The 13,264-nt window shown below is 59.7% G+C and carries 11 protein-coding genes; 1 reads left to right on the plus strand and 10 read right to left on the minus strand.

The genetic code is table 11. The annotated features are described in order from the left end of the window. Window positions 1-2: 2 nt before the first annotated feature. On the plus strand, window positions 3-866 hold the full coding sequence (locus ACVVH8_RS05060; protein WP_475228839.1) for an efflux RND transporter periplasmic adaptor subunit: 864 nt from the start codon (window positions 3-5) through the stop codon (window positions 864-866). A gap of 59 nt (window positions 867-925) precedes the next feature. On the opposite strand, the gene ACVVH8_RS05065 is transcribed toward ACVVH8_RS05060, so the two are convergent. From ACVVH8_RS05065 to algG, 10 genes are all read right to left on the minus strand, one after another. Beyond that, window positions 926-1,927: an SEL1-like repeat protein gene (locus tag ACVVH8_RS05065; protein ID WP_475228841.1), complete on the minus strand. Its 1,002-nt coding sequence runs from the start codon at window positions 1,925-1,927 to the stop codon at window positions 926-928. Window positions 1,928-2,168: 241 nt separating this feature from the next. Further along, window positions 2,169-2,993, minus strand: a complete 825-nt coding sequence (locus ACVVH8_RS05070; RefSeq protein ID WP_475228843.1) for an SDR family oxidoreductase — start codon at window positions 2,991-2,993, stop codon at window positions 2,169-2,171. A gap of 35 nt (window positions 2,994-3,028) precedes the next feature. Next, window positions 3,029-3,493: a multidrug transporter gene (locus tag ACVVH8_RS05075; protein WP_123534243.1), complete on the minus strand. Its 465-nt coding sequence runs from the start codon at window positions 3,491-3,493 to the stop codon at window positions 3,029-3,031. Between the two features lie 293 nt (window positions 3,494-3,786). Beyond that, window positions 3,787-5,238, minus strand: a complete 1,452-nt coding sequence (locus tag ACVVH8_RS05080; protein ID WP_064586060.1) for a mannose-1-phosphate guanylyltransferase/mannose-6-phosphate isomerase — start codon at window positions 5,236-5,238, stop codon at window positions 3,787-3,789. 215 nt (window positions 5,239-5,453) lie between these two features. Further along, window positions 5,454-6,110, minus strand: a complete 657-nt coding sequence (locus ACVVH8_RS05085; RefSeq protein ID WP_213027621.1) for an alginate O-acetyltransferase AlgF — start codon at window positions 6,108-6,110, stop codon at window positions 5,454-5,456. A gap of 15 nt (window positions 6,111-6,125) precedes the next feature. Next, window positions 6,126-7,301: an alginate O-acetyltransferase gene (locus ACVVH8_RS05090; protein ID WP_213027622.1), complete on the minus strand. Its 1,176-nt coding sequence runs from the start codon at window positions 7,299-7,301 to the stop codon at window positions 6,126-6,128. Between the two features lie 10 nt (window positions 7,302-7,311). Beyond that, complete coding sequence (locus ACVVH8_RS05095; protein WP_093436261.1) at window positions 7,312-8,877, minus strand: MBOAT family O-acyltransferase; 1,566 nt, start codon at window positions 8,875-8,877, stop codon at window positions 7,312-7,314. 211 nt (window positions 8,878-9,088) lie between these two features. Further along, on the minus strand, window positions 9,089-10,213 hold the full coding sequence (locus ACVVH8_RS05100) for a mannuronate-specific alginate lyase (RefSeq protein ID WP_475228845.1): 1,125 nt from the start codon (window positions 10,211-10,213) through the stop codon (window positions 9,089-9,091). Between the two features lie 8 nt (window positions 10,214-10,221). Then, the gene (locus tag ACVVH8_RS05105) at window positions 10,222-11,673 is read right to left on the minus strand and encodes an alginate O-acetyltransferase (RefSeq protein WP_475228848.1); all 1,452 of its coding nucleotides are present in this window, start codon (window positions 11,671-11,673) and stop codon (window positions 10,222-10,224) included. A 10-nt stretch (window positions 11,674-11,683) separates the two neighbouring features. After that, entirely contained in the window at window positions 11,684-13,255 is a 1,572-nt protein-coding gene (gene algG, locus ACVVH8_RS05110) for a mannuronan 5-epimerase AlgG (RefSeq protein ID WP_315446456.1), read from the minus strand. Window positions 13,256-13,264: the final 9 nt, after the last annotated feature.

A 13,264-nucleotide genomic window follows, 5' to 3' on the forward strand; every position in this document is an offset into this window, starting at 1 on the left:
TGATGAAAAAGTTTTTCAGCCTGCTCGCGACCCTGCTGGTGCTGGCCCTGGCGCTGTGGATCGGCCGGACCTTGTGGGTGCATTACATGAACACGCCGTGGACCCGCGACGGTCGGGTGCGCGCCGACATCATCAACGTCGCCGCCGACGTCACCGGTGAAGTGGTCTATGTGCCGGTGCGTGACAACCAACTGGTGAAGAAGGGCGATCTGCTGATGCAGATCGACCCCGAGCACTACCGCATCGCGGTGAAACAGGCGCAGTCGCTGGTGGCTTCGCGCAAGTCGACATGGGAGATGCGCAAGGTCAACGCCCATCGCCGCGCCGATCTGGACAACCTGGTGATCTCCAAGGAAAACCGCGACGACGCCAGCAACATCGCCGACGCCGCACTGGCGGACTATCAGCACGCCCAGGCACAACTGGAGGCGGCCGAACTCAACCTCAAGCGCACCGAAGTACGCGCAGCAGTCGACGGTTACGTGACCAACCTCAACGTGCATCGCGGTGACTACGCACGCATCGGCGAAGCGAAAATGGCCGTGGTCGACATGAATTCGTTCTGGGTTTACGGCTTTTTCGAAGAGACCAAACTGCCGCACGTTCGCGTGGGGGATAAAGCCGACATGCAACTGATGAGCGGCGAAGTCTTGAAGGGGCACGTGGAAAGCATTTCCCGTGGCATCTATGACCGCGACAATCCGGAGAGCCGCGAGCTGATCGCCGACGTCAATCCGACGTTCAACTGGGTGCGTCTGGCGCAGCGGGTGCCGGTGCGCATTCACATTGATGAAGTACCGGAAGGGGTGTTGCTGGCGGCAGGGATTACTTGCACGGTGGTGGTGCAGCAGGGCGCCAGCGAATAACGAGTATCAAGAAAACTTTTTGTGGCGAGGGAGCAAGCTCCCTCGCCACAGGTATGTTTTTAGTTGTAGAACTTTTTGACCACCAGCAGGCCGGACTCGATGGTTTCACCGACCGACAAATCTGGGTCTTCCATGATGGCGACGATGCGCTGGTCCTTGGAGATATCCGCGTAGGACTTTTTCAGCTTGGCAGCGCGATCGATCACGATGTAGCTCAGCACGTGGCCACGGCTCTTGGTGAAGGGCTGCTTGATTGCCGTGTACATGGTTTGCTTCACGTAGTCGTAACGCTCGGTGGACGACATGCCCTTGAAGGTGTCCGGCCATTCCTGATAGATCTCGGCAGAGTAACGGCCGACGTCTTCTTCCCGTGCTTCGGCGTACATGGCTTCCTTGCTGGTGACCTGGCCGGCAAGTTCGCTGTAACGCTTGTCGCCTTCGGCGATTTGCGCCGCCGTCATTTTCTTTTTCAGGGCATCGGTCGCTGTGGCGTCATCGGCTTTGGCCATGATCTTGGTCCAGGCGTAGGCCGCGACCAGATTGCCTTGCTCCTCGTATTGCTTGATCAGGTCTTTCTGCGCCTCGGGATAGCCGTGCACCGACGAGCGCTCCAGCCAGCGAGTGGCCAGCGCCGCATCTGCCTTGACCCCGGAGTTGCCGTATTTGTAGTCCTGGTACAGGCCGTATTCTGCGCACCAGTCGTTTTGCCGCGCCGCGTAAGCCGTGTAGTTGAAGGCTTGGCGGTTACGCTGCTCGGTGGTCAGCTGTTCGTCCTGAGCGGTAATCATCGACAGGTAGCAAAATGCGCGAGGGTGTTTCGGCGCGGCCATGACCATGCAGGTCTTGGCGTCGTCGAGTTCCTGGTTTTCGTACATCTGGAAACCGATGCCGAACAGAATGTCGCTGTCCATCTGCGCGTTGCAGTGTTCACTGGCCGTGACGGCCGGCAATACGTCCTGCTGAGTCAGTAACGGCAGGGTGTCATTGAGAGGGGTTTCTTTGCTTGCACAACCAGCCAGCACGGTGAGCAATGCCAGAGGCAATACGTTGAAAACTTTCACAAGATGTTTCCTGATCTGGATTGGAGCGTAAAAGCAGGGCTCGCCTCAGGCAGTTCAACAAAGCAGCGGCCGTTTCCGCGAAGGAAAGGTCGGGGGAGGGATATCAGTGTTCAGCAATTCCCTTGCTTCGATGCTTGCGCCAGCGATTCCATGCGCTATCGGGTTCACTTGAAGCGGCGGGCGCTTCAAGTGCGGCGCATTCTACGTGGATCGACCGATTTGGCAATTTCACCGGGGTGAATCAGAGCTGCCCGCGCAAGCCAAAGCGCTTCATCAATGTCGATTCCAGCAAGCCTTTGGGCAACAGCGTCGCCAGCAACGGCAGCGCCCGGCTGCCATTGCCGATGCGGATCAGCCGTGGCGGATTGCGCTGTTGCACGGCCTTGAGCAACACCTCGGCAAAATCACTGGCCGGGGTCGGTTTGTCCTGCGATGCCTTGGCCCGCGCGCGAATGCCTTCACGCAGGGGAAACCACGGCGAGTTTTCGTTGATCAGTTGCTCGGCTTCGTGACCGGCATTTTTCGCGAAGCTTGATTGAATGGCGCCGGGCTGCACCTCCATCACGCGAATGCCGAACGGCGCCAGTTCCATGCGCAGTGCATCGCTCAAGGCATGCACGGCCGCTTTCGACGCGCAGTAGGCACCGGCAAACGGGGTGACCAACACACCGGAAACACTGCCGATATTCACCACCAGCCCCTTCGCTCGACGCAGCACCGGGAACAGTGCGCGGGTGACGCCGACAATCGAGAACACATTGGTTTCGAACTGGCGCTGCATGGCCGGCACGCCGCCGTCGAGCAACGGGCCCATGGCACCGTACCCGGCGTTGTTGATCAGCACATCGAGGCCACCATGCTGCTGGTTGATCCGTTCGCTCAGTTGTTGCAACGCCGCGCCGTCGTTGACGTCGAGCTGCACCGCGGTGAACCCCGCCGCACTCAATGCCGCTACATCTTCAGCCTTGCGCGCCGTGGCCCAGACTTCGAAACCGGCGCTTTTGAACACCTCGGCAAGGGCGCGGCCGATGCCGCTGGAACATCCGGTAATCAACGCAACAGGCATGGCGCATTCCTTGTGCAAAAGAGTGGGAGGGGGGATCAGTCGGAGAAACTACCCTGCAATCGCTCGGCGCGAAACTCCAGGGTTTGCGGGCGATAACCGGGCCGCAGCGGCGGCATCGGCAAGCAGTCTTCCCAACTGCCGCCAGCCTGCAACTCGCCGGGGCCGCGATAGCGTGGCGCGGTGTATTGGTTGTCGGCCAGATTGACCGTGTCGCCCGGTGCATAGGCCGCGATGCGCCAACGCAGTTCGGTCAGCGGCACACTGTTGCCGTTGTTCATTTTCAGTTGCAACGGCCGATCGGCCGGGCATTGCTCGGGCGCATAGACAATGCGCATCTCAAGGCGCGCCAGTTGCTTGATCTCGCGGTTGTCCAGCCACACCACCCAGACGGCTACCAGACCCAGGCCGATGGCTGCCGCTACCGACACCGGCAAAGCCTTCGCTGGATAGCGCAGCAACAGGATCAGCCAGGTGATGACCAGCAAAACGCCGATGAACATGTCGCACAACCTCGAAGGGATAGAGGGGCATCCTACCTAAGCGTAGGTGAGGTTGGCGATGGGCAGGATTTCTGCGGTGAGTTTGAAGACACCTTCGCGGGCAAGCCCGCTCCCACTGGGATGGGTGGTCATCACAAAATCGAGTAACGCCTCGGTCCACTGTGGGAGCGGGCTTGCCCGCGAAGAGGCCAGTATAGACACCGCAGATTCCGGACAAAAAAAGCCCCCGTCCAACCCGCTGCGGATGGGGGACGCAGTGGGCTGAACGAGGGCTTCTTGTCTTGCTGAGCGTTTTACTGCGCGATGGTTTTCACCGACACGCCGCGTTCGATCGGGGTGGAGCGGCCGTAGATATCTTCGAACCGCTCGATATCGTCTTCGCCCAGGTACGAACCCGACTGCACTTCGATGATTTCCAGCGGGATCTTGCCCGGGTTGCGCAGGCGATGCACCGAGGCGATCGGAATGTAGGTCGACTGGTTTTCGCAGAGCAGGAACACGTTGTCATCGCAGGTCACTTCGGCGGTGCCGCTGACCACGATCCAGTGTTCGGCGCGGTGGTGGTGCATCTGCAGCGACAGGCAGGCGCCCGGTTTCACCGAGATGTGCTTGACCTGGAAACGCCCGCCCATGTCCACCGAGTCATACGAGCCCCACGGACGATAGACCTCGCAGTGGTTCTGGGTTTCGCTGCGGCCCTGCTCGTTGAGGGTGGCGACCATCTGCTTGACGCCCTGAACCTTGTCCTTGTGGGCGATCATCATCGCGTCCTTGGTTTCGACCACGACGATGTTTTCCAGACCGATCACCGAGACCAGTTTGCCGTTGCCGTGGATCATGCAGTTCTTGCTGTCCTGGATGACCACATCGCCTTTACTGACGTTGCCGTTGGCGTCTTTCTCGTTGACTTCCCACAGCGACGACCAGCAACCGACATCGCTCCAGCCGGCGGTCAGCGGCACCACGCAGGCGCGTTGGGTTTTTTCCATCACGGAATAGTCGATGGAATTGTCCGGGCAGCAGGCGAAGGTGGCTTCGTCCAGTGTGACGGTGTCGGCGTCCTGCTGGCTGCGCTCAAGGGTCAGCAGGCAGGTGTCATAGATGTCCGGATCGTGCTTTTTCAGCTCTTCGAGGAAGCGGCTGGCGCGGAACAGGAACATGCCGCTGTTCCAGTAGTAACCGCCGGATTCGACGTATTCGGTGGCGCGTTTGACGTCGGGTTTTTCGACGAAGTGCGAGACGCGGCTGACGCCTTCGGGCAGCAGCGAATCGGCGGTGGACTTGATGTAGCCGTAGCCGGTTTCCGGTTTGGTCGCCGGCACACCGAACAGCACCATCTCGCCATTTTCGGCGGCGACGGTGGCCAGGGCGAGAGCGCGTTGCAGGGCTTTCTGGTCTTCCAGCACGTGGTCGGCGGGCAGTACCAGCATCAGCTCGTCACGACCCTCGTTGACCAGCATCATCGCGGTCAGCGCCACGGCGGGCGCGGTGTTGCGGCCGAACGGTTCCATCAGGATGCGCTGGCATTCCAGATTGCGATTGGCCAACTGCTCGTTGACGATGAAACGGTGATCCTTGTTGCAGACCACGATCGGGGTGTCCATGCCTTCGAACACCAGGCGCTCCAGGGTTTGCTGGAACAGTGTGTGTTCACCGGTCAGGGCGAGGAATTGTTTAGGGAACTGCTTGCGCGAAAGCGGCCAAAGACGTGAACCGCTACCACCTGACAAGATCACCGGAATCATATTGTTTACTCCATAAAATCGATTGGTTAGAGGCACGAACGCTGTGTCGTTTCACTCTTGTTTTTGTCTCGTACCCGAACTCTCACTACGATCCCCTGTAGGAGTGAGCCTGCTCGCGATTGCGGTGGGTCAATCAACACATTCGGTGAATGTGAAACCGATATCGCGAGCAGGCTCACTCCTACAAAGGGAGCCGGGTCAGTTCAGGAAATGTGTTAGCGCGTCGACACCGGGCGTTTCACCCAGACTGGCGACAGGCTGCTGCCGGAACCGGTGACGTACAGCACCGCGGCCTCACCGCGCTCCAGTGCGACCGGTTTCACGTCGCCGACTTTCTTGTCGCCTTCGTACAGCGCCAGGCTGACTTTCACCGGGTTGATTTCGCGTTCGCCACGGCCCTTGGCGGCCACATTCGGCACCACGTCGGTCTTGCCGTCGGCGGTCTTCAGGGTCAGCGGCTTGTCGCTGAGGTTCTGTACGCGGACCAGGGATTTCTGCTTGTTCTTGAACGGCGGCTCTTCGATCAGTTGCGGCGCGCCGGAAGCGTTGTTGACCAGGGTGTAGTAGTGGTCGCCGGCAAGTTTGACCGGCAGGGTCTGGCTGCCGATCTTGGCGCTGTAATCACCGCCCGGCATGAAGCTGAAGTCGCTGCTGGCCAGCGGCGCAACGTCGCTCAGGTTGGTGCTGCCGACGGTGGCGCTGACTTCTGCGTTGCTGGCGTTATAGATACGCACGAAGGTCGAGCCTTTCGGTGCGGTCGGGCCGTACAACGCGGCGTCACCACCGGCGAAGGCCTGGACGGAGAGCACGCTGAGGCCTGCAACCAGTGCAATGCGTTTTGCGAGACGACGAGGAGTAGTAGTGAAAGTCATGGTGTTACCTCTCTTTCAGTTTTGCGCCCGATCGGGCGTCTCGGATTTAGTGTTGATGGCTACGTTTTGTTGGCGAGCGCCGGCTTGTTTGAGCTCTGCGACCCACTGCGGGTCGGCGTCGCCGATTTCGTTGTTCACAGGCAGATATCGTTCAGGAAACTCCCAGATCAGTACCTGTGGCGGGCTGTTCTTGAAGTCATCGCTTTTCAGGTAGCTGAGCATCGGCAGGATCGGGCCGTGGCCGTCTTCGGCGTAGCTCACCACGTCGCTGTGCAGCGCTTGTTTCAGCGCACCGACGAAGTTCCAGTTGGGGTTGGCGCTGTAGCTGGTGCCGACCAGTGCCACCGGCACTTCATTGCTGGCGAACAGCGCGTCGTCACCGGCAGGCTGATCGTCGGCCGCGACGGTGTTGCGCTTTTGCAGTGGCTCTTGCGCTGGCATCAGGTTTTCGAACAGCGGATCGAGCGGCAGGAACAGACGCAGATCGCCCTTGTGCGTGACCTTCTCGGCCGGCGTGGTGACGAAACGCTGCGGTTCGCCGCTGAGCGGGAACTTGTCGGCGATGGTTTTCGCCAGCGTATTCGCCGCAATCTCGGCACCCTCAGGTGTCCAGTGGGTGTCGGTGCGCAGGAACACTTGCTGACCGTTCTGCTTGGCCTGTTGGAACGGCTTGAGCAGGTCGGGGGCGAGGATCTTGTCGGCTGCTACGCGGTTGTGGAAATCCTGATAAAGGTTGGCGTGGATGCTTGCCGGTTTCACTTCACCCAGATGCTCCGGGTACAGGCGAACCTTGGCCGGCACGATCGCCATCACCAGTTTCACGCCTTTCGCTTTCAGGGTCTGGCGCACGCCTTCAACTAGCGCGTAGTTGCCTTGCAGGTTCAGCTCTTCGTTGACGATCGGGTTGAATTCCTCATCGCTGTACAACCACTGATCGCGACCGAGCACCACGCCCGGACGACCTTCGTTGAACAGTTTGAAATCCAGCGCGGCCCAGAGGTTGGTGCCCAGACGCTTGATCGGGAATTCATCGTCGTAGTGAGTTTCCACAGCCTTGGTCCAGCGGCCGTTGAGCACCGTCGCATCGGCGTTGGTGCTGAAGCCGAAGAAGCTGCGCACCGACCACAGACCGAGCACCAGCAGGGTCACCAGGAACAGCGCGATGTAGAAGATGCGTAATGAGCGGGTCATGTCAGATCCCTCAGAACTGGAAGTAAAGGAACGGCGAGAAGCTTTGCGCCGAGAGTTTGAGAATCGAGGCGATGAACAGCAGCAGGATCAGCCCGCGCATCACGTAGCGTGACCAATCCGCCGTCCAGTAAGCCGGTTGCACCTGGGCTTCGACGCCGACGGTGTAGCCAGGCTCGTGGATGCTTGCCGGGTTTTCGCCAGGCGCAGCCTTGATCATTCCCGGTGTCGCGGTGGCAGGGCCGTTGGCCTCGACGTTGACTTCAGGTTTGGTCTTGGCCGGCGGCTGGTTGGTGTACAGATCACGCAGACCGAAGAACGCCAGCGTCACGTACGCCACCACCAGAGTCGCCACTTGCAGACCGGTGAGACTGGCCTGATTGAGTTCCGACAGCGACCAGTCGCCGAAGCTGAACATTGCGCCGTACATGCGCCCGGCAACGTGCAGGTTTTCGGCGCGGAAGATCACCCAGCCCATGACCACGAGGAGGAAGGTCAGCGCCCAGCGGATCGGGTTAAGGCTGCGCGGCGAGGTGTTCAGGCCCAACGCTTTTTCAATCGCCAGCCACATGCCGTGCCAGGCGCCCCAGACGATGTAAGTGATGTTCGCGCCGTGCCACAGACCACCGAGGAGCATGGTCAGGAACAGGTTGCGATAGGTCATCAGCGTGCCTTTACGGTTACCGCCGAGGGTGATGTAAAGATAGTCGCGCAGCCAGGTCGACAGGCTGATGTGCCAGCGGCGCCAGAACTCGGTGATCGACTGGCTGATGTACGGCTGTTTGAAGTTTTCCATGAAACGGAAACCCATCATCAAGCCCAGACCGATGGCCATGTCGCTGTAACCGGAGAAGTCGAAATACAGCTGCGCGGTGTAGGCCAGCGCACCCAGCCAGGCATCGCCGGTGGTCGGGTTTTGCAGGGCGAAGCAATGGTCGGCGACCACCGCGAGGGTGTCGGCGATGAAGACCTTCTTGATGAAACCCTGCATGAACCGCGTGCAGCCCTCGGAGAACTTGTCGAGGGTGTGCGTGCGGTTGTTGAACTGGTCGGCGAGGTCGCGGAAACGCAGAACCGGGCCGGCAATCAGGTGCGGGAAGATCGCCACGAACGCCGCGAAGTCGATCAGGTTACGGGTGGCCGGGGTGTCGCCGCGGTACACGTCGATGATGTAGCTGATCGACTCGAAGATGTAGAACGAGATGCCGATTGGCAACAGCACGTGGGTGAGGATGAACGGCTCAAGACCGACCGACGTCATCATCGCGTTGATGCTGTCGACGCCGAAGTTGGCGTACTTGAAGTAGCCGAGGATGCACAGATCCACCGCCACACCGAGCAGCAGCCAGCGCTGCGCCGGTTTGGTACGCACGCCGGCGGCACCGACTTTGAGGCCGATCCAGTAGTTCCACAGCGTGACGGCGGCGAATAGCGCGAGGAAGTCCACTCGCCACCAGGCATAGAACACGTAGCTGGCGATCAGCAGCAGCAAATTGCGATAGCGTTGCCCGCTCAAGTAGTACAAGCCGAGAAAGATCGGCAAGAACAGAAACAGGAACACGTTGGATGAAAATACCATCCCGATCTCTCCATGTTTGAACCAACAGTCAAGGGCCAAAGCCCCCCCAAACCCCCCATGAAAAGTCCGGGGGATGTATTGCATCCAGATTCACCACAACCCTTGTGGGAGCTGGCTTGCCAGCGATAGCGTCAGGTCAGTCGACATCGGTGTTGGATGTCAGATTGCAATCGCTGGCAAGCCAGCTCCCACAGGGTTTTGCGTCTTGGTCTTACGAGCCTTTGTTGCCCTTTTCATGGGACGGGTCGTAGACCTTGGTCAGGTCCCCACCGAGGCGGAAGGTCTTGAACGGCTGCATGCCACGCTTCTTCTCGATGACATCGGCCGGGCAGGTGTAGAGCGTGCAGAACGGCTCAAGCCAGGCGAATTTCATGTCCTCTTTCAGATCGGTCATGTCCTGCTCTTTGCCGTTCTTCTTCTCGAATTGTTCCGGGTCTTTCACACCCGACAGAACTCGATCACCCAGACGCTTCAGCGCACCGTTGTTCTCCTGACGCAGATCCACACCGTTGACCTGGGCAAAACTGGCGATCATCGCCAGCGGCGGCAAGGCGTAGTTGTGATAGGCGAGGGCGCGTTGCTGACGCTTGAGTTCGTTCGGCAGGTAACCGTCGGCATCGACTTGATTGGCGCCGACCTTGTATTCCTTGACCGCCCAATCGAACAGGTCACGGCGGTTGGTTGCGACCGAAGTCGCCATCACCGACCAGGCGGCCCAGTACGAGTGGTTGTTGGTTTTTTCCAGCGGCAAGTTGTCCCAATCGCTGACCACCTGATCGGCCATCTTGCTGAACCACGCTTCGATCTCCTGCGCTTGCTGCTGATGCTGTGCCAGCGGATGCGAGTCGGAGAATTTCAGGCGGATGTACGAAGATGCCATGCTGCCCAGCGCCCATTTGCGCATCGACTTGCCGGTGTGGTTGAAGTCTTTCGACATCAAGGCATCAGCCTTGGCCCAGGCGGTCAGCCAGTTCAGCGTGCAATCGAGTTGCTCCGGGCGACCGTCACGCATGAACTGCATCACCCGTTTGGCGGTGCCGCGTTCCAGCGTGGTGATGTCTTTGGTGGTGTCGCGGAAGGCTTTTTCCGACTGCACGTTCAGCGTCGAACGGGCCTTGTCGGAACCTTCGTACTTGCTGCGAAATTGCAGCGGACCGGTGTACGGCGCCGGCATCGCATCGCAGCCTTCGCTTTTGTCGCCAGTCTTGAATTTATCCACAGGCGCAAAGTAGCCCTGAGGTGGCCGCAAAGGCGCGGCGGCCTGAGTGGCCCCGGCGAACATCGCCAGGCTCAACAGCGTCGGTGCCAATAAAGATTTCAATTTCGGATTTCGCATAGCAGACCTCATTGCCCGACCTGAGCGGTTTGTGGCCCAGCGCTCGGGAATACGTTGCGTTTGCAGATTTTCGCTTCGACTTTCTGTGGCGCGGCGCCGGCTTCAGGGCCCTGGACTTCGACCGCCAGCAGATTTTGCGAGGCCCAGTCTTCGTCCGTGCGCAGCTCAAAGGCGAAACGACCGTCGGTGTCGGAGGTTTCCGGTTTCTCGATCTTGATGTCCTCGTGGCGACCGTTCATGTACCAGAGGGTGGCTTGCAGGGTTTTCACCGAAGTGTCGGCGAAGCGGATGTCGACCTGATGGCTGCTGTTCTGCAGGTTCAGGTTCTTGCTGTTGACCAGCAGTTCTTGTTTGCTGCCCGGCTTGAGCGTGGTACTCGCGGACATTTGCGCGTCTTTGCCTTCGCAGCCGTTGTCGAGCAGCGACATCATCTGGCGATAGATGGTTTCCTGGTCGAGGCGGTACAGCGGCGAGAATTCCCAGATGAGAATTTTCGGTGGGGTCTTCTGGAATTCGTCGCTACCGAGGTACTGCAACATCGAACCTTCCAGACCTCCGCCGGGGAAGGCGACGTTGAGAATATCGGCGCCGATGGCCTCTTCGAGGAAGCCGGCGAAGTTGTAGTTCTTACCGCTGTGCGAGGTCCCGACCAGGGTGATTTGCGGGTTGCCGGAATCACCGAACAGATCGCCGTCACCGGCCTCGCCCTTAGGCTCGGTGGTGAATTGATCCATGTACTGGATCGCGTAACTGGTGCCGCACAGTTGCCCGGCCATGTTGTGCAGAGTGCCGGTCTTGCCCATGCGCCCGGAGCGCTTGGTCTCGAACTCACGCTTGGGAATGTCGGCGAAGGACGGGATTTGCTTGACCTTCTCGGCGACGATTTTTGCCGTGCGTTGCGCGCCGTATGGTGTCCAGTGCTGGTCACCGCGGAAGTAGAAATCGTGGGCGGGCAGGGTGTCCGGCAGCGATTCGTTGGTCAGCGGCGACAGGTCTGGCACCACGTAGCCCATCTTGGCGAAACGGCCGAGCATGGTCTTGTAGTTGCCCAGCGCTTTCTCGTAATCGAACGCGGCTTTTTCCTGCGGGTTGAGCTTGTTGCGGTTCACCAGGCCACGGGTCGGCTGGTAAACGATCACCAGCTCAACGCCCTTGGCCTTGAACGCATCGTGCAGTTGTTGCAGGCGTTTGTAGCCGGCCGGAGTGGTGTTGAACTCGGTGCGCAAATCTTCCTGAGTCCGGAACAACCAGTCGCCCTGCGCCTGCACCAACGTAGTGAAGTTCTGCTGATAACGCGTGGTGTAGTTCTTCGCGTCATGGGCTTCCGGGCACAGGTTGCAGCACGGCTCGGCAGTGAATTTCGGCGCTTGCGTGTCGTCTGCACGCGCCGCATTGCTGGCCGCGAGAATGCCCACGGTCAGGGCCGACAGGCTGAGTAATTTGATCAAGTGTGGGTGCATAAAATTATCCTCAGTCCTGCATTTCGGTCTGGCGTTCGACAGGGTCGATCAGCACGGCTTTCTGCTGGCGCACCAGCAAGTCGAGAATTTCATCCTGGCGCTCGCCGAGGATGCCGTTGAAGCTGATGCCGCTGGATTTGGTCGGCGCCAGCATCGACACGCGATACAGCTCGACACTCAAGGGCGAATCGATCGACAGCGGGCCGCTGCCGTTGGCCGCGAGTTCACCGCCGACGACAATCAGCGACACCTGCGCGTCGAACGGGTCGAGCTTGATGTCACGGTCGGTGTCGGTGAGGTCCTTAATGTGGCCGTAGACGCCGGTCAGGCCGTTGGCCATGGCGACGTTTTCGTAGAGGCGGATGTTCACGCTGTTACGAATGCGGATGCCGTGGCGCTTGTTGCTGATGACCTTGTTGCCCCACAGCAGGTTGTCGGCGGACTCGTAGAGGGTGATGCCGTCGGTGTGGTTCTGGTAGATCTCGTTGTAGGCAATGATGTTGTTGACGCTGTTACGGTCGATCACCAGGCCCGAGAGGTGGTTGTCGAAGCTCTTGTTGTTGAAGATGAAGCTGTCGTTGACCTCACGGGAAATAATGATCCCGTGCTTCTTCTTCGTACCGTGGACGGTGTTCTCGGCAATGATCAGGCCGTGGGAACGGTCGTGCGGGTCGATGCCGTAGACGATGTTGTCTTTGTAGGTGTTGCCCTTGACCACGAAGTCGCGGGTCTCGTAGCAGTAGAAGCCGTACCACATGTCGGAGAACTCGGAACCGACGATCCAGCCAGTTGGCTCCGGACGCTTGAGCACCTTCGCCATGTTCGGCGTGTACTGGGAAATACTCACCCCGTACGACTTACTGTTGGCGTAGCCGAAGCTGGCCATCTTGCTGTTGACGATGTAAGTCTCGGTGCCGCCCCAGGCGAGCAGGAACGGGCGGAATTCCTTCGGCGAACGGAACGTCGCCGGGCCGTTTTCCTTTTCGCGCCAGCCAGTGACCTTGGTGTCACGCACGAACAGCTGACCGTCGTTGACCAGGAACGAACCGGCCTCTTGCGACAGGCGCAGCTCTTGAGTCTGGCCGTCGATTTCGAGGATGCCTTTACGGCCGACGACGATCGGCAACTTCGACAGATACACGCCCGGCGAGGTCTCGCTGAAATACTGCTTGGGCAGTTTCTGCGCCAGCTCTTTCAGGTTGATATAGCCGTCGTCGACGAAGATCGCCTGCGGGATGCCGTGCTGACGCACCACCCATTCGGCCATCTTGTTGTCGCCGCCGATGAAGTCCTTCAGGGCGTCTTCCTGCATCATCCGGCGCACGCTGATCTTGCCCGCTTTACTGCGCACGATTTTTGCGGCAGCGGCCTCGGCGGTGAAGCCGGACAGGTCAGGCAGTTTTGGCGCGGCCAGGTTCAGCGCATCAGTGGGTGCGCTGCTGACGGTGTAGGTCTTGGCTTGTTGCAGTTCTTTGGCGGTGGTCACAGGCTTGGCCGGTTCCACCGTGGCGAAGGCACCAGCCGAGGCCAGCAGCATTGCGCCGGCCAACAGGCTGAGCGAGCCTTTCCTTGCATGGTTCATGTCGGGCAC

This window comes from Pseudomonas trutticola BRTCR10 (genome assembly GCF_056155105.1).